The organism is Pseudomonas sp. TE3644 (assembly GCF_056278815.1).
In genome coordinates, this window is sequence record NZ_JBWBQF010000001.1 from 5533772 (window position 1) to 5555413 (window position 21642).

Sequence of the window (21642 nt, forward strand, 5' to 3'; positions counted from 1 at the left end):
TTCTCTCCTCAGGCCGCGCCTACTTACTCGAACCAGTGGGCTCGGGCGGCCATGATCAACTTGCCGGCACGATCATCGTCAATGCCGTCGATGTCGAGCAGATCATCAATAGACTGCTCGGCCAGGTCTTCGCGGGTAATCACGCCGCGCACCGCCAGTTCCATCGCCAAATCCTTGTCCATACCCTCAAGCGAGAGCAGGTCTTCGGCCGGATGGGCGTCTGCCAGCTTTTCCTCTGTAGCGATGGCTTTGGTCAACAGTCGATCCTTGGCCCGAGCGCGAAGCTCGTTGACGATGTCTTCGTCAAAGCCGTCGATGTTGAGCATTTCTTCCAACGGTACGTAGGCAATCTCTTCCAGGCTGGTGAAACCTTCATCAACCAGCACCTGTGCCAGTTCTTCGTCGACTTCCAGCTCGTCGATGAAGTTGCGCAGGATGTCGCCGGTCTCAGCTTGTTGCTTGGCCTGGATGTCCGATTCGGTCATCACGTTCAGGGTCCAGCCAGTCAACTGGCTGGCCAGGCGGACGTTCTGACCACCACGACCAATGGCCTGAGCCAGATTGTCAGCGCCAACGGCGATGTCCATTGCATGGGCATCTTCGTCGACAATGATCGCCGCCACTTCAGCTGGGGACATCGCGTTGATCACGAACTGCGCGGGGTTGTCATCCCACAGGACGATATCCACACGCTCACCGCCCAATTCACCCGATACCGCCTGGACGCGCGAACCGCGCATACCAATGCAGGCACCTTGTGGGTCGATGCGTTTGTCCTTGGAGCGGACCGCAATCTTGGCACGCGAACCCGGGTCACGGGACGCAGCCATCACTTCGATCAGGCCTTCGGCAATTTCCGGCACTTCGATGCGGAACAGTTCGATCAGCATTTCTGGCGCTGTACGCGACAGAATCAGCTGCGGACCGCGGTTCTCGGTGCGGATTTCCTTGAGCAGGGCGCGCAGGCGCACACCGACTCGGAAAGTTTCGCGAGAAATGATGTCCTCGCGGGCCAGCAGGGCTTCGGCGTTGTTGCCAAGGTCCACGATGACGTTGTCACGGGTAACCTTTTTAACGGTACCGGAGATGATCTCGCCCAGGCGCTCGCGGTAAGCGTCAACCACTTGGGCGCGCTCTGCTTCACGAACTTTCTGGACGATCACCTGCTTGGCAGTTTGTGCTGCGATGCGACCGAATTCGATCGATTCGATCTTCTCTTCGATCACGTCACCGGCAACGGCGCCCGGCTTCTTGGCCTGGGCCTGGTCGACGGCCAGTTCGATCGCCGGGTCGTCCAGGTCTTCATCCTCGACCACTGCCCAGCGACGGAAAGTTTCATAGGCACCGGTGTGGCGGTTGATTTCCACACGCAGGTCCACTTCGTCCTCGAAGCGCTTTTTGGTAGCGGTTGCCAGAGCAATCTCCAGCGCTTCGAATATTACGCCGGCCGGTACACCCTTTTCGTTGGATACCGACTCAACAACCAGCAGTACTTCTTTGCTCATCGTACGCCTCGCCTTTCGCAAGCCATTGGATCCGCGGGATCCGCAGTATCTGGCACGTCTCAGTCAAAACTGGGAATAATGTTGGCCTTGTCGATCATATCGATCGGCAGCAAAAACTCATGGTCGTCTACCTGCACCACGACGTCCTGCTCCTCTACTCCGCGCAGAAGGCCCTGAAAGTTACGACGCCCTTCGAAGGGAGAACGCAGCTTTATCTTCACTTGATCCCCGGCATACTTGGCGAACTGTTCAAGGGTGAACAGTGGGCGTTCCATGCCAGGAGAGGAAACTTCAAGGGTGTATTCGACAGCGATAGGATCTTCCACATCGAGGACCCCGCTGACCTGACGACTGACAATGGCGCAGTCATCTACCAGCACACCGCCTTCTTTGTCGATATAAATGCGCAACATTGAGTGACGGCCCTGAGCCGAAAACTCGATACCCCAGCATTCATAGCCTAGGGCCACGACCACCGGGGCCAGCAAGGCCTGCAACTGTTCTAGCTTGCTCGACACCTGAACCCCCTCGTGCATGCTTATGCAAATAAAAAATGGGCGAAGCGCCCATCCCTGAAACGCCGTTGAATACCGGCGCTATGATCTTTTCAGCTAACAAAAAGCCCCTGTAAAAGGGGCTCCAGTAAAACTGGTTGCGGGAGCTGGATTTGAACCAACGACCTTCGGGTTATGAGCCCGACGAGCTACCAGACTGCTCCATCCCGCGACAAAGCTGGGGCAAAAGTATACGGCTGATACCCTGCTGGGTCAATCGCACACTTCCACCGACAAGAAAGCCCGCTGTTGCGGGCTCTCCTGAATAATTGGTACCGAGAAGGGGACTCGAACCCCTACACCCTATGGGCACAACCACCTCAAGGTTGCGTGTCTACCAATTCCACCACCTCGGCAATACTACATTTGAAACCCGTGTTACTTTTGCTCTTGAGCTGGAGGTACGTCAGTGGCATTCACGTCAGTCTTTTGCTCTTGAAGCACCGGAACATCATCTGTTGCCGGCTTTTGCTTTGGCGCTTCAACGGCGGCCGGAGCGGGTAACCCTACTTGAGTCAGCTGGTGAGCTTTCTCTTTAGCAAAGTATCCTAACCCCAAGCTGGTTATGAAGAAACCTGCGGCAAGTATAGCAGTAAACTTACTAAGAAAGGTAGAGGAACCTTGGCTTCCGAACACAGTATTTGATGCACCTGCTCCGAAAGACGCGCCAGCGTCCGCACCTTTACCCTGCTGCAGCAAAACCAGGGCAACTACACCCAGGGCAGCCAGCAGATGAAACACGACTACGACTGTTTCCAGCATCTTCTCAGTTTCCCGCGGCGCGACAGATCGCACCGAACTCATCTGCATTCAAGGAGGCTCCACCAATGAGCCCCCCATCGATATCCGGCATGCCGAACAGTTCAGCCGCATTGGCCGCCTTGACGCTGCCGCCGTATAGAAGCCGCACACCTTGTGCGACTTCAGAATTCTCTACCGCAAGCTGTGCGCGAATGGCTGCGTGCACATCTTGCGCCTGCTCTGGCGTTGCCGTCAGACCAGTGCCGATGGCCCATACAGGCTCATAAGCAATCACCGCATTGGCGAAGGCGCCGATGCCCAGGGCATCGATCACACTGCTCAGCTGGCGCCCTACCACTTCCAGGGTCTTGCCGGCTTCGCGCTCTGCCAGTGTCTCGCCGATGCACAGCACCGGAACCAGACCACCGGCCTGAGCCGCCTCGAACTTGCGAACCAGCACGTCTTCCTGCTCACCGATGATCTGGCGGCGCTCGGAGTGACCGATCAACACAAGCTTGCAACCGGCATCGGCCAACTGAGCCGACGAAACCTCGCCGGTCAGGGCGCCCTGCCCTTGTTGCGTTGCGCAGTTCTGCGCACCTACTTCGATCGATACCGCTTGCAGGCCGTCGATAACGCGCTCGACATGCAGGCTGGGCGGAAATACCGCCACATCGACACCGCTTGGCAGGGCCTCATTGACGAGACCCTTGAGCAGCTCAGCGACGCTGGCGCGGGTACCGTGCATTTTCCAGTTACCAGCTACCATAGGGCGACGCATGCTGTACCTCGTCGGTCAAAGTGGGCGCAGATGTTACCCAACGAAGCGACTACTGGCAAGCCGTATCAAGCGCAAACTTCACTAACAACTTTTGCGAGCTCGTCGGCATAGCCGTGCACGGTCTTTTCATCGTCACCTTCGACCATCACGCGCACCAGCGGCTCGGTGCCGGATTTGCGCAGCAGCACGCGCCCGCGACCGGCCATGGCCTGAGTCACGCGCTCGCACGCCTGCTTCACCGACGGGTGCTCGATGGGGTCGACATCGCCACCGGCGAAACGCACGTTGACCAGCACCTGCGGGCACTTGCGCAGCCCGTGACGGGCATGGGCCAGGGTTTCATCGCGACGCTTGAGCGACAGCAGCACCTGCAGCGCGGCGATGATCGCATCGCCCGTGGTGGTGTGCTGGCAGCACACGATGTGCCCGGAGTTTTCGCCACCCAACTGCCAGTCACGCTCCTTGAGCTCGGCCATCACGTAGCGGTCGCCGACGTTGGCGCGGGTGAAGGGGATCGACAGCTCTTCCAGGGCCAGTTCCAGGCCCAGGTTGCTCATCAGGGTACCCACGACACCACCGTGCAGCTTGCCGCGCTCGTGCAGGTCACGGGCGATGATGAACAGCAACTCGTCACCGTCGACGATGGCACCGGTGTGGTCGACCATCAGCACGCGGTCGCCGTCGCCGTCGAAGGCAATGCCCAGGTCGGCGTGGCCCACCAATACGGCAGCCTGCAAGGCCTCCATGTGGGTGGAGCCGCAATTGTCGTTGATGTTCAGGCCATCGGGCGCTGCCGACAGCACCGTGACCTGAGCACCCAGCTCGCGGAACACGTTGGGCGCGACCTTGTAGGTGGCACCGTGGGCGCAGTCGATCACCAGCTTGAGGCCGGCAAAGTCGGTGCTGGTGGGCACGCTGCTCTTGCAGAACTCGATGTAGCGGCCGGCCGCGTCGTTGATGCGCGACACCTTGCCCAGCTTGCTCGACTCGGCGACGGTCATCGGCGTGTCCAGCAGCTCTTCAATCATCAGCTCGATCTCGTCAGGCAGCTTGGTGCCCTGGCCCGAGAAGAACTTGATGCCGTTGTCGTCATGGGGGTTGTGCGAGGCACTGATGACGATACCGGCTTCGGCATGGAAGGTACGGGTCAGGTAGGCGATGGCCGGGGTAGGCATCGGGCCCAGCAGCATCACGTCGGCGCCGGCGGCCGACAGGCCGGCTTCCAGGGCCGATTCGAACATGTAGCCCGAGATGCGCGTGTCCTTGCCTACCAGGACGCGGCAGGCGCCCATCTTGCGGAACGCCATGCCTGCCGCCCAGCCCAGCTTGAGCATGAAGTCAGGCGTAATGGGGTACTCCCCGACACGACCGCGAATACCGTCGGTGCCAAAATATTTTCTGCTCATGTGTGCTCCGTCATTCTTATTCAGCGGTTTCTACCGCTGTGATCATCCGTACGACATCGGCGGTTTGCGCCACATCGTGAACCCGGAGGATCTTTGCGCCCTTGAACATGGCCAGGGCAGCCAGCGCCAGGCTGCCGTAGAGGCGCTCGGAGACCGGGCGCCCCAAGGCCAGGCCGACGATGCTCTTGCGCGACACGCCGACCAGCAGCGGGCGCCCAAGGGCATCAAGGGCCTGCATGTGCTTGAACAGGCTGAGGTTGTGCTGATGGGTCTTGGCAAAGCCGAAACCCGGATCGAGGATGATGCGCTCGGCAGGAATGCCTGCTGCGGCACAGGCCTGCATGCGCTCATCGAGAAACTGCGTCACTTCGCCGACCAGGTCGTCGTAGCGCGGGTCGTCCTGCATGTCGCCCGGCTCGCCCAGCATGTGCATCAGGCACACCGGCAGACCAGTGGCCGCCGCTGCATCCAGGGCACCGTCGCGTTGCAGCGAGCGCACGTCGTTGATCAACCCAGCGCCCAACCGCGCGGTTTCGCGCATGACGGCCGGCGTGGAGGTATCTACCGAGATGATCACGTCGATTTCCCGGGCGATGGCCTCGACTACCGGGGCCACGCGCTCCAGCTCTTCGAGGGGCGACACCACGCGCGCACCAGGGCGGGTGGACTCACCGCCCACGTCGATCAGCGTCGCGCCGGCATCCACCATCTCCTGCGCGTGGCGCAGGGCCACGTCGCGCTGGCTGAAACGGCCACCGTCAGAGAAGGAATCGGGGGTGACATTGAGGATACCCATGACATGGGTACGGCTTAAATCAAGAACCCGGTTGCCGCAAGGCAACCGGGTTGGGTACTGCTTTGAAGTCATGTCAGACCTTAGTGTTGAGCTGCCGGACCGCCGATAGGGCTCTCGGGACGATCGTCCCGTGGCACCGGAGTGCCTGCCGAACCCGAACCGCCCGACCAGTCACGCGGCTCGCGCGGCGTGCGACCGGCCATGATGTCGTCGATCTGATCGGCATCGATGGTCTCGTACTTCATCAAGGCGTCCGCCATGGCGTCCAGCTTGTCGCGGTTATCGGTGAGGATCTGGCGTGCTGTGCCGTAGCACTGGTCGATGATGCTGCGCACTTCCAGGTCGATGGACTGCGCGGTTTCAGCCGACATGGCCGAAGCCGAACCACCGCCGCCGCGCCCCAGGTAACCCTGATCTTCGTCTTCGGCGTACAGCAGCGGGCCCAGCTTCTCGGACAGGCCCCACTTGGTGACCATGTTCCGCGCGATCTGGCTGGCACGCATGATGTCATTGGACGCGCCGGTGGTGACACCGTCGAAGCCCAGGGTCATTTCCTCGGCGATACGGCCACCGTACAACGAGCAGATCTGGCTGATCAGCGCACGCTTGGACAGGCTGTAGCGGTCTTCCTCAGGCAGGAACATGGTCACGCCCAGGGCACGGCCACGGGGGATGATCGACACCTTGTAGACCGGATCATGCTCAGGCACAACGCGACCGACAATGGCGTGACCGGCTTCGTGATAAGCGGTGTTCTGCTTCTCTTTCTCGGACATGACCATGGTCTTGCGCTCGGCGCCCATCATGATCTTGTCTTTGGCCAGCTCGAATTCCTTCATCTCGACGATGCGCTTGCCGTTGCGGGCAGCGAACAGCGCAGCTTCGTTGACCAGGTTGGCCAGGTCGGCACCGGAGAAGCCAGGGGTACCGCGTGCGATGACGGCCGGGTTGACGTCGTCACCCAGTGGCGCCTTGCGCATGTGAACCTTGAGGATCTGTTCGCGACCGCGGATGTCCGGCAGGCCGACCACCACCTGACGGTCGAAACGGCCCGGACGCAGCAGCGCAGGGTCGAGCACGTCTGGGCGGTTGGTCGCGGCGATGACGATGATGCCGTCGTTCATTTCGAAGCCGTCCATCTCTACCAGCAACTGGTTGAGGGTCTGCTCGCGTTCGTCGTGACCGCCACCCATGCCGGCGCCACGATGGCGGCCGACGGCGTCGATTTCGTCGATGAAGATGATGCAAGGCGCGTGCTTCTTGGCCTGTTCGAACATGTCACGCACACGACTGGCGCCGACACCGACGAACATTTCCACGAAGTCCGAACCGGAAATGGTGAAGAAAGGCACCTTGGCTTCGCCCGCGATGGCCTTGGCCAGCAGGGTTTTACCGGTACCCGGCGGGCCGACCATCAACACGCCGCGCGGAATGCGGCCGCCCAGACGCTGGAATTTGCCCGGGTCACGCAGGAACTCGACCAGCTCGCCCACTTCTTCCTTGGCCTCGTCGCAACCGGCGACGTCAGCCAGGGTGGTTTTCACCTGGTCTTCGGACAGCAGGCGTGCCTTGCTCTTGCCGAAGCTCATGGGGCCGCCCTTGCCGCCCGCACCGCCCTGCATCTGGCGCATAAAGAACATGAACACGGCGATGATCACCAGGATCGGGAAGCTGGCAACCAGCAACTGGGTCCAGATGCTCTGCTGCTCAGGCTGCTTGCCTTCGATGGCCACGTGATTGTCGACCAGGTCGCCGATCAGGCCGTTGTCGGCAATGTTCGGGCGCACGGTCTTGAAGCTGTCGCCGTCGTTGCGCTTGCCGGTGATGACCGCGCCATCAACCGTGATTTTCTCGACCTTGCCATCCTTGACCTGCTGGATGAAGTCGGAATAGTTGAGGGTCTGAGGCTCATTGGGGCTGGAGAAGTTGTTCATCACTGTCACCAGGACAGCCGCGATGATCAACCACAGGATCAGATTCTTTGCCATATCGTTCAATTCGCTACCCTCTGAAGCCTGCTACCCGCAACCCGCGCAGGCATGCTTCGCATGATAATCACCGGCTTAACTTACTACATAACCTGCTTGTCTGCAGGTGCCGTCTGTAACCCTTTGTGAAAACTAGACTACACGATGTTCATCCAGGGCAGGCAGGGCGCGCCGATTGGAAAAAACTATCGGGTGCCCTGCCGTTTTTCTACCAACCTTTACTCACCCTTGTAACCACGGCCCAGCATGTACTGCTCGCGGGAACGATCGCGCGAAGAGTCCGGCTTGAGCATGATCACCTTGTCGAACTTCTTGCGGGTGTCTTTCAGGTACTGGTCGAAGCCTTCGCCCTGGAAAATCTTGATCACAAAGTCGCCACCCGGCTTGAGTACACGCTCGGCCAGATCAAGTGCCAGTTCGCACAGGAACATCGCCTTGGGCATGTCCACTTCAGGCGTACCACTCATATTGGGGGCCATATCGGAAATCACAAGGTCCACGTGCGAATTACCGACCGCTTCCAGGATTTGCGCCAACACCGATTCCTCGGTGAAATCGCCCTGAATGAAAGTCACGTCAGGGATGCTGTCCATTTCCAGGATGTCGGAAGCAATCAGGCGGCCTTGACCGCCGATCAGACGGCTGGTCACCTGCGACCAGCCACCCGGGGCCGCGCCCAGGTCGATCACGCTCATGCCAGGGCGGATCAAGCGGTACTTTTCCTGAATTTCAAGCAATTTGTAGCTCGCGCGCGAGCGATATCCGTCTTTTTGCGCCTTTTTGACGTACGGATCGTTGAAATGTTCTTTTAGCCAACCAAGGCTTGTCTTGGAACGCGCCATTGGGCACCTCGATGATAAGGGTCGTGATTAATTGGGCGGATCCACGGGCCCTCGGGTAAAATGGCCGCCATTTTTGCAAAATCCAAACAAAGGGTCAGATTATGCCGCTCACTAACGAGCAGAAGAAACAGTACAAATCCATTGGCCACGATCTGAAACCAGTTCTGATTGTGGCAGGTAATGGATTGACTGAAGGGGTGCTGGGCGAACTGGAACGCGCATTGGCCGATCACGAATTGATCAAGATCGAGATTCGCTCGGACGACGGCGAAGCGCGTAAAGCCACTATTGCCGAACTGTGCAAGGTCGGCCGTGCCGAACTGGTTCAGACCATTGGCAAGAAAGCGCTGATCTATCGCCGCAACCCGCAGCCAAACAAGCAACTGTCGAACATCCAACGCAACAAGTGATGTTCGCACCGTTCAGAGGCGCGCCTTGCGCGCCCTGCCCGGTACCGGTTGCACTACCAGCGCCAGGCCCACCAGGGCCAGCGCCAGGTAACAAAACAACTGCCAACGCAGCGGGTCCATGGCCCAGCTCGTCACTGCGCCATACAGCGCAGCATCCAGCACGGCCACGGACAGCAACTGTCCACGCATATCGCGCCACAAGGCAGCGAAGCCCTCGGCCCTGATCAGCACCAACCCCTGCATTACAACACAGAAGGCACAGAAACCGACCAGCAGCGTGGCGATCTGCGCACCCACATCCTCGATCAGCACCGGCGCCAGGCCGAAATGGCCCAGCGCAGGCAGCACACCCAGGTGCAGGACCCACAAGCCGCCTACCCAGAATACCTGGGCAAGCTGCCAGATGATCGCGCCCGCGGTAAACGGGCGGCGCTTATCAAATGTGGCTGACTTCGACAATCTCGTACTCGATGACACCGCTAGGGGTCTTGACCGCGACCACGTCGCCTTCTTCCTTGGCAATCAGGGCACGGGCGATCGGCGAGCCGACCGAGATCTTGCCCAGCTTGATGTCGGCTTCGTCTTCGCCAACGATCTGGTACTTGACCCGCTCGTCGGTCTCGACGTTGGCGATTTCCACGGTGGTACCGAAGATCACCTTGCCAGTTGGCTCAATGGTGGTGACGTCAATCACCACGGCATTCTGCAGACGGCCTTCGATGTCACGGATGCGCGCTTCGACCATACCCTGCTGCTCGCGAGCAGCGTGGTACTCGGCGTTCTCCTTCAGGTCACCCAGTTCACGGGCAGTGCCGATGTCCTGGCTGAGCTTGGGGCGAACCACCTTGGTCAGGTGCAGATGCTCCTCTTCCAGGGCGCGAGCGCCCTGGACGGTCATGGGGTATTTATTCATGCATTCAATCCTGCGTGAAGGTCCTGCAAGCGACGCACGGTCTTTTCCGGACCGAACTTCAACGCTTCGCAGATCGCTTCGCCAGCAGCAATGGTGGTGGTGCAGTAGATCTTGTGCTGCAGCGCGTTGCGACGGATGGAGTAGGAGTCAGCGATCGACTGACGGCCTTCGGTGGTGTTGATGATCAAGGTGACTTCGTCGTTCTTGATCATGTCGACCACGTGCGGGCGACCTTCGGTCACTTTGTTCACACGGCGTACTTTCAGGCCGGCTTCTTCGATGACGCGCGCGGTACCGGCAGTGGCCACCACTTCGAAGCCCAGGGCGATCAGGTCGCGGGCAACGCCAGCCACCAGTGGCTTGTCGTCGTCACGCACGCTGATGAACGCAGTACCGCCGGTAGGCAGCACTTCGCTGGCGCCCATCTGGGCCTTGGCGAACGCTTCGCCGAAGGTGTCGCCGACACCCATGACTTCACCGGTGGACTTCATCTCTGGGCCCAGGATCGGGTCCACGCCAGGGAATTTGGCGAACGGGAACACCGCCTCTTTCACGCTGTAGAAGTTAGGAATGATTTCCTTGGTGAAGCCCAGCTCTTTGAGGGTTTTGCCAGCCATTACGCGGGCAGCGATCATGGCCAGGGAAGTGCCGATGCACTTGGACACGAACGGTACGGTACGCGAGGCGCGCGGGTTGACTTCGATCACGTAGATCTTGTCGCCCTGCAGGGCCAGCTGCACGTTCATCAGGCCGACAACGCCCAGTTCCAGGGCCATTTTCTTGACCTGCTCGCGCACTTCGTCCTGCACGTGGGCAGGCAGCGAGTACGGTGGCAGCGAGCACGCGGAGTCACCGGAGTGAACGCCAGCCTGTTCGATGTGCTGCATGATTGCGCCGATCACCACGTCGGTGCCGTCGCAGACCGCGTCCACGTCCATTTCGATGGCGCAGTTGAGGAAGTGGTCCAGCAGCACCGGGCTGTCGTTGGACACTTGCACCGCTTCACGCAGGTAGCGCTTGAGCTCTTCAAGCTCGTAAACGATTTCCATCGCGCGGCCGCCCAGTACGTAGGACGGGCGAACCACCAGCGGGTAGCCGATCACGCCGGCGGCGCGGATGGCTTCTTCTTCGCTGCGCACGGTAGCGTTTGGCGGCTGCAGCAGGTTCAGGCGCTGAACCATCTGCTGGAAGCGCTCACGGTCTTCGGCGCGGTCGATGGCGTCAGGGCTGGTACCGATGATCGGCACGCCGGCTTCTTCCAGGGCACGGGCCAGTTTCAGCGGGGTCTGGCCGCCGTACTGGACGATCACGCCTTTTGGCTTCTCGACGCGAACCACTTCCAGCACGTCTTCCAGGGTCAGCGGCTCGAAGTACAGACGGTCGGAGGTGTCGTAGTCGGTGGACACGGTTTCCGGGTTGCAGTTGACCATGATGGTTTCGTAACCATCTTCACGCAGCGCCAGGGCGGCGTGTACGCAGCAGTAGTCGAACTCGATGCCTTGGCCGATACGGTTCGGGCCACCGCCCAGGATCATGATCTTGTCGCGGGTCGACGGGTTGGCTTCGCACTCTTCCTCGTACGTGGAGTACAGGTAGGCAGTGTCGGTGGCGAACTCGGCGGCGCAGGTGTCAACGCGCTTGTAGACCGGGAAGATCTCCAGCTTGTGACGGTGACGACGCAGGTTCTTGTCGGTCACGCCCAGCAGCTTGGCCAGACGCTGGTCCGAGAAGCCCTTGCGCTTGAGTTTCAGCATCAAGGCCTTGTCGATGTCGGCCAGGCCCAGGGTCTTGACGCGCTCTTCGTCCTTGATCAGGTCTTCGATCTGCACCAGGAACCAGTGGTCGATCATGGTCAGGGCGAAGATTTCGTCGCAGGTCATGCCAGCGCGGAAAGCATCAGCCACGTACCAGATACGCTCGGCGCCCGGCACGGTCAGCTCGCGCTTCAGAATGCTGTGGAACTCTGGGTTGCTTGGCTCGACTTTAGGGTCCAGACCGCAAACGCCCACTTCCAGACCGCGCAGGGCTTTCTGCAGGGATTCCTGGAAGGTACGGCCGATGGCCATGACTTCACCCACGGATTTCATCTGGGTGGTCAGGCGGGCGTCGGCTTTCGGGAATTTCTCGAAGGCGAAGCGTGGCAGCTTGGTGACGACGTAGTCGATGGACGGCTCGAAGGACGCCGGAGTCTTGCCGCCGGTGATGTCGTTCTGCAGTTCGTCCAGGGTGTAACCCACGGCCAGCTTGGCCGCGACCTTGGCGATCGGGAAGCCGGTTGCTTTCGAAGCCAGGGCCGAGGAACGCGATACGCGCGGGTTCATCTCGATCACGACCATGCGGCCAGTGTTCGGGCAGATACCGAACTGCACGTTCGAACCGCCGGTTTCCACGCCGATCTCGCGCAGTACCGCCAGGGAGGCGTTACGCAGGATCTGGTATTCCTTGTCGGTCAGGGTCTGTGCCGGTGCCACGGTGATGGAGTCACCGGTGTGCACGCCCATCGGGTCGAAGTTCTCGATGGAGCAGACGATGATGCAGTTGTCCTTTTTGTCGCGGACCACTTCCATCTCATACTCTTTCCAACCGATCAGCGATTCGTCGATCAGCAGCTCTTTGGTTGGCGACAGGTCCAGACCACGGGCGCAGATTTCTTCGAACTCTTCACGGTTGTAAGCGATACCGCCACCGGTGCCGCCCATGGTGAACGAGGGACGGATGATGCACGGGAAGCCCAGGGTCTCGAGGACCGCGTTGGCTTCTTCCATGCTGTGGGCGATACCGGAACGCGGGCACGCCAGGCCGATGGATTTCATCGCCTTGTCGAAACGCGAACGGTCTTCAGCCTTATCGATGGTGTCGGCGTTGGCGCCGATCATTTCCACGCCGAACTTCTCCAGAACGCCTTCGCGCTCCAGGTCCAGGGCGCAGTTCAGAGCGGTCTGGCCACCCATGGTTGGCAGCACGGCGTCCGGACGCTCTTTCTCGATGATCTTGGCAACGGTCTGCCACTTGATCGGCTCGATGTAGGTGGCGTCGGCCATGTCCGGGTCGGTCATGATGGTGGCCGGGTTGGAGTTCACCAGGATGACGCGGTAACCCTCTTCGCGCAGGGCTTTGCAGGCCTGGGCGCCGGAGTAGTCGAATTCACAGGCCTGGCCGATCACGATCGGGCCGGCGCCAAGAATCAGGATGCTTTTTAAGTCTGTACGTTTTGGCATGGTTGTCACTCAAATCCGCAGGTCAGTCGGCAGGCCCTTGGGCGAGCCGCCTTGAACATTCTTTGGCGGCGCCGGGCAGGCAACATCCGCATTAAGCGGGGCCTGCCAGGCGCGCATTACGCTTCCAACAACTTCACTCAGCGGCGCTTGGCCATGGCGTCGATGAAGCGGTCGAACAGCGGGGCCACGTCGTTCGGGCCTGGGCTGGCTTCAGGGTGGCCCTGGAAGCTGAACGCGCTCTTGTCGGTGCGCTCGATGCCCTGCAGGGTACCGTCGAACAGCGACTTGTGGATCGCCCGCACGTTGCTTGGCAGGGTCGCCTCGTCAACGGCAAAACCGTGGTTCTGGCTGGTGATCATCACAACGCCGGTGTCCAGGTCCTGGACCGGGTGGTTGGCACCGTGGTGGCCGTGGCCCATTTTCACGGTCTGGGCGCCGGAGGCCAGGGCCAGCAGCTGGTGACCCAGGCAGATGCCGAATACCGGAATCTCGGTTTCCAGCACTTCCTTGATGGCCTGGATAGCGTAGTCGCATGGCGCGGGGTCGCCCGGGCCGTTGGACAGGAACACGCCGTCGGGATTCAAGGCCAGCACGTCGGCGGCAGGGGTCTGGGCCGGTACCACGGTCAGGCGGCAGCCGCGCTCAACCAGCATGCGCAGGATGTTCAGCTTGACGCCGTAGTCGAAGGCAACCACGTGGTACGGCAGTTCGCTGTCAGCGATTTCCGGGTGGCTGTCGGTGGCCAGGTTCCACACGCTGGAGCGCCACTGGTAGGCCTCCTTGGTGCTGACTTCCTTGGCCAGGTCCATGCCTTTCAGGCCTGGGAAAGCGCGAGCAGCGGCGATGGCCGCTTCTTCGGAAATGTTGTCACCGGCCATGATGCAGCCGTTCTGAGCACCTTTCTCACGCAGGATGCGGGTCAGGCGACGGGTGTCGATACCGGCGATGGCGACAACGTTGTTGGCCTTCAGGTACTCGTCCAGCGGCTGGGTGTTGCGCCAGTTGCTGGCAACCAGCGGCAGGTCACGGATGACCAGGCCGGCGGACCACACGCGGTTCGACTCGGCGTCTTCGGCGGTAGTGCCGGTGTTGCCGATGTGCGGGTAAGTCAGGGTAACGATTTGCTGGGCATAGGAAGGATCGGTGAGAATTTCCTGATAGCCGGTCATTGCGGTGTTGAACACCACCTCACCGACAGTCTGGCCGTCGGCGCCAATGGCTTCACCGCGAAAAATGCTGCCATCAGCAAGGGCAAGTATGGCTGGCTTAGTCAAGAAGACCTCCCGTAAATAAAACCTGAAAGGGCGATCGCAGGTTGTAAAAAAGCGGAATGACGTATAGACACGTCACCCCGCTTCTTCATCGAATTATCTGCGCGCTTTTAGTGGACACACTAAAGCTGTAGCTTACAGAAAAATGATTTTTTTATCTACCGCCATTGAGCCTGAAAGGCAGAGGAATGCGACAAGGAATCGCGTGGCGGGGTAAAACGGGGGTTACAAGCCGCAATTGTACGTGGGAGCTGGCTCGCCAGCGAGCTTTTTCGCCCTCCACAATCCCGTAGCAGCTGCCGAAGGCGGCGTCCGGCCACAACACGGTGCGGCGACGGGACGCAGCCTTCGGCAGCTGCTACGGAAAATTGCGCAGGGTCACGTCATCGCGCGTGCGGCGATGACGCGGACAGATCAATGCAGATCCAGCACATCCTGCATGTCATACAGCCCGGCAGCCTTGCCATCCAGCCACAGGGCCGCGCGGACGGCGCCCTTGGCGAAGGTCATGCGGCTGGAGGCCTTGTGGGTAATCTCCAGGCGCTCGCCTTCGGCGGCGAACAGCACGGTGTGGTCGCCGACCACATCGCCGCCGCGCACGGTGGCAAAGCCGATGGTGTCGCGCTCACGCACGCCGGTGTGGCCCTCACGGCCATACACCGCCACCTTGCTCAGGTCACGACCCAACGCATTGGCAACCACTTCACCCATGCTGACCGCCGTGCCCGAAGGCGCGTCGACCTTGTTGCGGTGGTGGGCTTCGATGATCTCGATGTCCGCCTCTTCACCCATCACCCGCGCCGCCAGGTCCAGCAGCTTGAACGACAGGTTCACGCCAACGCTGAAGTTGGAAGCGAAGACGATCGGAATGTCCTTGCCCGCCTCGTCCAGCACGTGCTTCTGCTCGGCATTCAAACCGGTGGTGCCGATGACCATCGCCTTGCCTGCCGCGCGGCAGAAGGCCAGGTTTTTCAGCATCACGTCCGGCAGGGTGAAATCGATCAGCACGTCGAACTCGTCGGCCACCTGCTCCAGGTTGCCCGTCAGCTGCACGCCGATACGCCCCAGGGACGCCAGCTCGCCGGCGTCCGCGCCGATCATCGTGCTGCCCGGGCGAACGATCGCCGCGGTCAGCCCGGTCAGCGGCGCGCGCTGTTGCACGGCCTCGACCAGGTTCTTGCCCATGCGCCCGGCAGCGCCCATCACCGCAATACGTCTCATGCCTGGCCCCTTACAAGTCGCCGAAGAATCGCTTCATGCCTTCGAACCAGCCACTGGCCTTGGGCGAATGCGAGCTGTCACCCTCCAGGGTGCCGCGGAACTCTTCCAGCAGTTCACGCTGACGACGGCTGAGGTTGACCGGGGTTTCCACCGCCACGCGGCACATCAGGTCGCCCGCACCACCGCCACGCACCGGGGCAACGCCCTTGCCGCGCAGACGGAACTGCTTGCCGGTCTGGGTACCTTCCGGGATCTTCAGCTTGACGCGACCATCCAGGGTTGGCACTTCCAGCTCGCCACCCAGCGCCGCTTCGGTGAAGCTGATCGGTACTTCGCAGTACAGGTGCTTGCCGTCGCGCTGGAAGATGTCGTGCTCGCGCACGTTGATCACCACATACAGGTCGCCGGTCGGGCCGCCCTGGGTACCGGCTTCACCTTCACCCGACAGACGGATGCGGTCACCGGTGTCGACGCCAGCCGGCACTTTCACCGACAGGGTCTTGTACTCTTCCACGCGGCCTTCGCCACGGCAGGAATCGCACGGATCGGAGATAATCTTGCCTTGGCCATGGCAACGCGGGCAGGTTTGCTGCACCGAGAAGAAGCCCTGCTGCATGCGCACCTGGCCGATACCGCCACAGGTTGGGCAGGTAACCGGCGCCGAGCCTTTCTTGGCACCCGAACCGTCACATGGCTTGCAGTTGACCAGCGTGGGTACGCGAATATTGACGGTAGTGCCGCGAACGGCCTCTTCCAGGTTCAGCTCCAGGGTGTAGCGCAGGTCGCTGCCACGCTGGGCGCCACCGCGGGAACCGCCACGGCCGCCACCGCCACCGAAGAAATCGCTGAACACGTCACCGAAGATGTCGGAGAAGTTCGCACCGCCGCCGCCAAAGCCGCCACCGCCACCCATGCTTGGGTCGACGCCGGCATGACCGTACTGGTCATAGGCTGCGCGTTTGCTGGAATCGGACAGCACTTCGTAGGCCTCGTTGGCCTCCTTGAACATGTCTTCCGATGCCTTGTCGCCCGGGTTGCGGTCCGGGTGATGCTTCATCGCCAGGCGGCGATAGGCCTTTTTCAGATCGGCTTCGCTGGAGCCGCGCTCGACCCCCAGAACCTCGTAATAGTCACGCTTTGACATAGTTCTATTTACTCTTCAGGACGCCGGGGCACCAAGGGGGGCCTCCGACCGTGCCGACAGCATCCGAGTCAGTCGCATGCTGTAAAAATTCGTCTATTCCAGACACGCCAACGCGGGGGCAAGCCCCCGCGCGGCGACATCCTACCAGTGACTGCCAAAGCGCAGTCAACTGGCCGACCAACAAGCAATGCTTACTTGTTGTCTTTGACTTCTTCGAACTCGGCGTCGACGACGTCATCGTGCTTGCCAGCTTCTTCAGCCGGCTGAGCCGCTGCACCGGCAGGCTGCTCGGCCTGTTCGGCGTACATCTTCTGGGCAACCGGAGCGCTGACTTTCGACAGCTCTTCTACCTTGGCGTCGATGGCAGCCTTGTCGTCGCCTTTGACAGCGGCTTCCAGGGCAACAACGGCCGCTTCGATAGCGGTTTTCTCTTCAGCCGACACCTTGTCACCGGCATCCACGACCATTTTGCGAGTCGAGTGCACCAGCGCATCACCCTGGTTACGGGCAGTGGCCAGCTCTTCGAACTTGCGATCTTCTTCCGAGTTGGCTTCGGCGTCGCGGATCATCTGTTGAATTTCTTCGTCAGACAGACCGGAGTTGGCCTTGATCACGATCGACTGAGTCTTGCCGGTAGCCTTGTCTTTGGCGCCTACGTGCAGGATGCCGTTGGCGTCGATGTCGAAGGTCACTTCGATCTGTGGCACGCCACGTGGAGCTGGCGGGATCTCGGCCAGGTCGAACTTGCCCAGGGACTTGTTCTGGCCAGCCTGCTTGCGCTCACCTTGCAGCACGTGGATGGTCACGGCGCTCTGGTTGTCGTCGGCAGTCGAGAACACTTGCGATTTCTTGGTAGGAATCGTGGTGTTTTTCTCGATCAGCGCGGTCATCACGCCACCCATGGTTTCGATACCCAGGGTCAGCGGGCTGACGTCCAGCAGCAGAACGTCTTTCACGTCACCGGCCAGAACGGCGCCCTGGATGGCAGCACCCATGGCAACGGCTTCGTCTGGGTTGACGTCTTTACGGGCTTCTTTGCCGAAGAAATCAGTAACGGTTTTCTGAACCAGTGGCATACGGGTCTGACCGCCCACCAGGATCACGTCGTTGATCGAACCTACGTCGATACCGGCGTCTTTCAGGGCAATGCGGCAAGGCTCGATGGTGCGCTGAATCAGGTCTTCAACCAGCGATTCCAGCTTGGCACGCGAGATTTTCACGTTCAGGTGCTTAGGACCGGTGGCGTCTGCAGTGATGTACGGCAGGTTGACGTCGGTCGACTGGCTGGACGACAGCTCGATCTTGGCTTTCTCAGCGGCTTCTTTCAGGCGCTGCATGGCCAGCGGGTCACCCTTGAGGTTCATGCCGCTTTCTTTCTTGAACTCGTCGACGAGGTAGTCGATCAGGCGGATGTCGAAGTCTTCACCACCCAGGAAAGTGTCGCCGTTGGTGGCCAGTACTTCGAACTGGTGCTCGCCGTCGACTTCAGCGATCTCGATCACCGACACGTCGAAGGTACCGCCACCCAGGTCGTAGACGATCACGGTGTGGTCGCCCTTGGCCTTGTCCATGCCGTAGGCCAGAGCGGCTGCGGTGGGTTCGTTGATGATGCGCTTGACGTCCAGGCCAGCGATGCGACCGGCATCCTTGGTGGCTTGACGCTGGCTGTCGTTGAAGTACGCAGGCACGGTGATGACCGCTTCGGTCACCGCCTCGCCCAGGTAGTCTTCAGCGGTTTTCTTCATTTTTTTCAGGATTTCGGCGGAAATCTGTGGCGGTGCCATTTTCTGGCCGTTCACTTCCACCCAGGCGTCGTTGTTGTCAGCCTTGACGATCTTGTAAGGGACCATCTGGATGTCTTTCTGCACGACATCTTCGGCGAAACGACGGCCGATCAGACGCTTTACCGCGTACAGGGTGTTGTGCGGGTTGGTGACCGCCTGACGCTTGGCCGACTGGCCAACCAGGATTTCACCGTCGTTGGCGTAAGCGATGATCGACGGGGTGGTACGAGCGCCTTCGGCGTTCTCGATAACCTTGGCCTTGCCGTTTTCCAGAATGGAGACGCAGGAGTTGGTGGTCCCCAGGTCGATACCGATAATCTTGCCCATGTTAACTCTCCCGAAACTTTGGATTTGGATGCCGCAGCAGTAGTGGCTGTCTGCGGTAGCACTTAAACGCTTGACATCAAAATGGGGGCCCTGGAAGGAATTTCAAGGCCACCCATTAACAGAAGTTTCACGCCTGCTCGTTGATCGACGGCGAAGCCGGTGCCGGGGCCTTGCTGACCACGACCATGGCCGGGCGCAACAGGCGACCGTTGAGCTGGTAGCCCTTCTGGAACACTTTCAGCACGCTGTTGGGCTCGACATCGGCGCTTTCCTGCATGGCCATCGCCTGGTGATGCTCGGCGTTGAATGGCTGGCCATGGGGGTCGATGGCTTCCAGGTTGTAGCGCTTGAGGGTGTCTTCAAACATTTTCAGCGTCAGCTGCATGCCTTCGCGCATCGGGCGAACGGCTTCGTCGTCGGCGCTGGACAGTTCCACGCCACGCTCCAGGCTGTCGAGGATCGGCAGCAGGTCGCCGGCGAACTTCTCCAGGGCAAACTTGTGCGCCTTCTCGACGTCCTGATCGGCGCGGCGGCGCACGTTCTGCAGGTCGGCGGCAACGCGCAGGGACTGGTCCTGCGCGGCGGCCAGTTGCTCTTCCAGGGTTTTCACCCGTGCAGCGAGATCATCGGCGCCAGCGGCAGCCTGGTTTGCATCGAGATTCTGTTCGTCCAGAGTCTGTTCGTCAGCCATGGGGGTTCTCCTTTCAATTTCGTCTGCGAGCTCGACTCGCGCTTCTGCCCGCTATATGGGGTCGCAATTCTCAGCTTCAAGGGGCTTTGTTGCAGCCCGTGAAGATTGGCAAATGCCGGCGCGCAATAAAAAAGCAGTGGGTGCAAGCCAATGGTGCTAAGCGAAGGCATTGTCAGGGCAATCGAAAACACTGTATAAATAACCAGACCTTTTAGCCCGGGAGCCGCCCATGCTGGTGCACCTATCCGTACACAACTACGCCATCGTCGAACACCTGGACCTTGAGCTTGCGCGCGGCATGAGCGTGATCACCGGCGAGACCGGCGCGGGCAAGTCGATCATGCTCGACGCCCTGGGGCTCACCCTAGGTGACCGCGCCGACAGTGGCGTAGTTCGACCGGGCGCCGACAAGGCCGACATCCTGGCCACCTTCGACCTGGGCGACATCCCCGAGGCCCGCACCTGGCTGGACGAGCGCGACCTGGACGGCACCAGCCCGTGCATCCTGCGCCGCGTCATCACCGCCGAAGGCCGTTCGCGCGGCTATATCAACGGCACGCCCTGCCCGCTGGGCGACCTGAAGGCGTTGGGCGAGCTGCTGATCGACATCCACAGCCAGCACGAACACCAGTCCCTGCTCAAGACCGACACCCACCGCCGCCTGCTGGACGAATACGCCGGCGCCACCGACCTGGCCCGCCAGGTGCAGTTGGCTGCGCAGAAGTGGCGTCAAACCCGCCAGGAGCTCGACCGCCTGTCGAATTCCGGCGACGAGCAGCGCGCCCGCCACCAATTGCTCAGCTATCAGCTGGAGGAATTGGAAAACCTCAACCTGGGCGAGAACGAGCTGGAACTGCTGGAACAGGAACACAAGAACCTGACCAACGCCGAGGCGCTGTTCGGCATCTGCCGCCAAGTGATCGACCACTGCAGCGAGAACGACTCGGGCAACGTGCTCAGCGCCCTCACCGTCAGCCTCAACCGCCTGACCGCCGTGCACAACGCCCCGCGCGCCCTGGCCGAAGCGGCAGGCATGCTGTCCAGCGCGCAGATCCAGGTAGAAGAAGCAGTAGGCGAGCTAAACCGCTTCCTCGATCACTTCGACGCCGACCCCGCGCGCCTGCAGCAGCTTGAAGAGCGCTTGGACACCATCTACACCCTGGCGCGCAAGCATCGCATCCACCCCACCGAAGTGGCCGCCCTGCAACAGAAGCTGCTGGACGAGATCGAAACACTCAACGCCAACGACGAATCCATCGAGCGCCTGGCCGACGAAGTGGCGGCCTATGCCCGTCATTACCAGGAGCACGCCCGCGAACTCAGTGGCCTGCGCCAACAGGCGGCCACCAGCCTTGCTGCGGCCGTGGAAGTGGAAATCCAGCGCCTGGGCATGCCCGGCGGTCGCTTTACCATCGAGCTGCGCGCCCTTGGCGGCGATGACCTGGCGCCACATGGACTGGAACAGGTGGAACTGCTGGTCAGCGCCAACCCGGGTCAACCGCTGAAATCCCTGGCCAAGGTGGCTTCGGGCGGCGAGCTGTCGCGTATCAGCCTGGCGATTCAGGTCATCACTGCGCAGACGTCGCGGGTACCCACGCTGGTATTCGACGAAGTGGACGTGGGCATTGGCGGGCCGACCGCGGAGATTGTCGGGCAACTGCTGCGCCGCCTGGGCGAGCGCGGCCAGGTCCTGACGGTAACCCACCTGCCGCAAGTTGCGGCGCAAGGCCATCACCACCTGTTTGTGCACAAGCAGCGCGGCAGTGACGAAACGCGCACGGCCGTGGCCAACCTTAATAAAGGTGAGCGCGTGGAAGAGGTGGCGCGGATGCTGGGCGGCATCGACCTGACCAAGGAATCGCTGGCCCACGCCAAAAAGATGGTGGTCACCGCCCGCTGCGGCTAACCCCGTAGCCGCTGCCGCCAGGCTGCGCTGGTCCTATACCCACTGAAGATCTCCAGTGCCCACATGGGCCAGCGCAGCCTGGCGGCAGCGGCTACAAAAAGCACAAAGGCGACCCTAGGGTCGCCTTCGTTCGTCACGCCAGTC

At 60.9% G+C, this 21642-nt stretch carries 18 protein-coding genes and 2 tRNA genes; 2 read left to right on the forward strand and 18 right to left on the reverse strand.

Annotated elements, in window-relative coordinates:
• Nucleotides 1–23: 23 nt before the first annotated feature.
• From nusA to rlmE, 10 genes are all read right to left on the reverse strand, one after another.
• A complete protein-coding gene (nusA, locus tag ACZ9GA_RS24460; protein ID WP_027981880.1) occupies nt 24–1505 on the reverse strand; it encodes a transcription termination factor NusA in 1482 nt (493 codons plus the stop codon).
• Between the two features lie 59 nt (nt 1506–1564).
• Nucleotides 1565–2023 (reverse strand): ribosome maturation factor RimP, encoded by a 459-nt coding sequence (gene rimP / locus ACZ9GA_RS24465; RefSeq protein WP_027981879.1) that lies wholly within the window; start codon nt 2021–2023, stop codon nt 1565–1567.
• Nucleotides 2024–2154: 131 nt separating this feature from the next.
• Nucleotides 2155–2231 (reverse strand) — tRNA-Met (locus tag ACZ9GA_RS24470).
• Between the two features lie 98 nt (nt 2232–2329).
• Nucleotides 2330–2415 (reverse strand) — tRNA-Leu (locus tag ACZ9GA_RS24475).
• 22 nt (nt 2416–2437) lie between these two features.
• Nucleotides 2438–2821, reverse strand: coding sequence for a preprotein translocase subunit SecG (gene secG, locus ACZ9GA_RS24480; RefSeq protein ID WP_008373835.1), 384 nt, complete (start codon nt 2819–2821; stop codon nt 2438–2440).
• 4 nt (nt 2822–2825) lie between these two features.
• On the reverse strand, nt 2826–3581 hold the full coding sequence (tpiA, locus tag ACZ9GA_RS24485; protein WP_457360191.1) for a triose-phosphate isomerase: 756 nt from the start codon (nt 3579–3581) through the stop codon (nt 2826–2828).
• 65 nt (nt 3582–3646) lie between these two features.
• A complete protein-coding gene (gene glmM / locus ACZ9GA_RS24490) occupies nt 3647–4987 on the reverse strand; it encodes a phosphoglucosamine mutase (protein WP_027981877.1) in 1341 nt (446 codons plus the stop codon).
• A 16-nt stretch (nt 4988–5003) separates the two neighbouring features.
• Nucleotides 5004–5855 (reverse strand): dihydropteroate synthase, encoded by an 852-nt coding sequence (gene folP, locus ACZ9GA_RS24495; protein WP_457360189.1) that lies wholly within the window; start codon nt 5853–5855, stop codon nt 5004–5006.
• Between the two features lie 8 nt (nt 5856–5863).
• The gene (ftsH, locus tag ACZ9GA_RS24500; protein ID WP_457360187.1) at nt 5864–7771 is read right to left on the reverse strand and encodes an ATP-dependent zinc metalloprotease FtsH; all 1908 of its coding nucleotides are present in this window, start codon (nt 7769–7771) and stop codon (nt 5864–5866) included.
• Between the two features lie 218 nt (nt 7772–7989).
• Nucleotides 7990–8613, reverse strand: coding sequence for a 23S rRNA (uridine(2552)-2'-O)-methyltransferase RlmE (rlmE, locus tag ACZ9GA_RS24505; RefSeq protein ID WP_027981874.1), 624 nt, complete (start codon nt 8611–8613; stop codon nt 7990–7992).
• A gap of 101 nt (nt 8614–8714) precedes the next feature.
• Between rlmE and ACZ9GA_RS24510 the strand changes: the two genes are divergently transcribed.
• Entirely contained in the window at nt 8715–9023 is a 309-nt protein-coding gene (locus ACZ9GA_RS24510; RefSeq protein WP_457360185.1) for a YhbY family RNA-binding protein, read from the forward strand.
• A 12-nt stretch (nt 9024–9035) separates the two neighbouring features.
• Here the strand turns inward: ACZ9GA_RS24510 and ACZ9GA_RS24515 are convergent, their stop codons facing one another.
• The 8 genes from ACZ9GA_RS24515 to grpE all read right to left on the reverse strand — a co-directional run bounded on the left by ACZ9GA_RS24515 (nt 9036) and on the right by grpE (nt 19592).
• Nucleotides 9036–9431 carry an MFS transporter gene (locus tag ACZ9GA_RS24515; protein ID WP_457363654.1) on the reverse strand — a complete coding sequence of 132 codons (396 nt, stop codon included), beginning with the start codon at nt 9429–9431 and terminating at the stop codon, nt 9036–9038.
• 28 nt (nt 9432–9459) lie between these two features.
• Nucleotides 9460–9936, reverse strand: a complete 477-nt coding sequence (gene greA, locus ACZ9GA_RS24520; protein ID WP_027981871.1) for a transcription elongation factor GreA — start codon at nt 9934–9936, stop codon at nt 9460–9462.
• Nucleotides 9933–13154, reverse strand: a complete 3222-nt coding sequence (gene carB, locus ACZ9GA_RS24525) for a carbamoyl-phosphate synthase large subunit (protein WP_457360183.1) — start codon at nt 13152–13154, stop codon at nt 9933–9935. Before carB ends, greA begins: the two co-directional genes overlap by 4 nt.
• 137 nt (nt 13155–13291) lie before the next feature.
• Nucleotides 13292–14428, reverse strand: a complete 1137-nt coding sequence (gene carA, locus ACZ9GA_RS24530) for a glutamine-hydrolyzing carbamoyl-phosphate synthase small subunit (protein WP_027981869.1) — start codon at nt 14426–14428, stop codon at nt 13292–13294.
• Between the two features lie 411 nt (nt 14429–14839).
• Nucleotides 14840–15646 (reverse strand): 4-hydroxy-tetrahydrodipicolinate reductase, encoded by an 807-nt coding sequence (dapB, locus tag ACZ9GA_RS24535; RefSeq protein ID WP_457360181.1) that lies wholly within the window; start codon nt 15644–15646, stop codon nt 14840–14842.
• A 10-nt stretch (nt 15647–15656) separates the two neighbouring features.
• A complete protein-coding gene (gene dnaJ / locus ACZ9GA_RS24540; RefSeq protein ID WP_455922494.1) occupies nt 15657–16790 on the reverse strand; it encodes a molecular chaperone DnaJ in 1134 nt (377 codons plus the stop codon).
• Nucleotides 16791–16981: 191 nt separating this feature from the next.
• Nucleotides 16982–18901, reverse strand: coding sequence for a molecular chaperone DnaK (gene dnaK, locus ACZ9GA_RS24545; protein WP_457360179.1), 1920 nt, complete (start codon nt 18899–18901; stop codon nt 16982–16984).
• Between the two features lie 127 nt (nt 18902–19028).
• Nucleotides 19029–19592 carry a nucleotide exchange factor GrpE gene (grpE, locus tag ACZ9GA_RS24550; protein WP_457360177.1) on the reverse strand — a complete coding sequence of 188 codons (564 nt, stop codon included), beginning with the start codon at nt 19590–19592 and terminating at the stop codon, nt 19029–19031.
• Nucleotides 19593–19821: 229 nt separating this feature from the next.
• Here grpE and recN point away from each other — a divergent pair, with 229 nt between their 5' ends.
• On the forward strand, nt 19822–21498 hold the full coding sequence (gene recN, locus ACZ9GA_RS24555) for a DNA repair protein RecN (protein ID WP_457360176.1): 1677 nt from the start codon (nt 19822–19824) through the stop codon (nt 21496–21498).
• Nucleotides 21499–21642 lie beyond the last annotated feature (144 nt).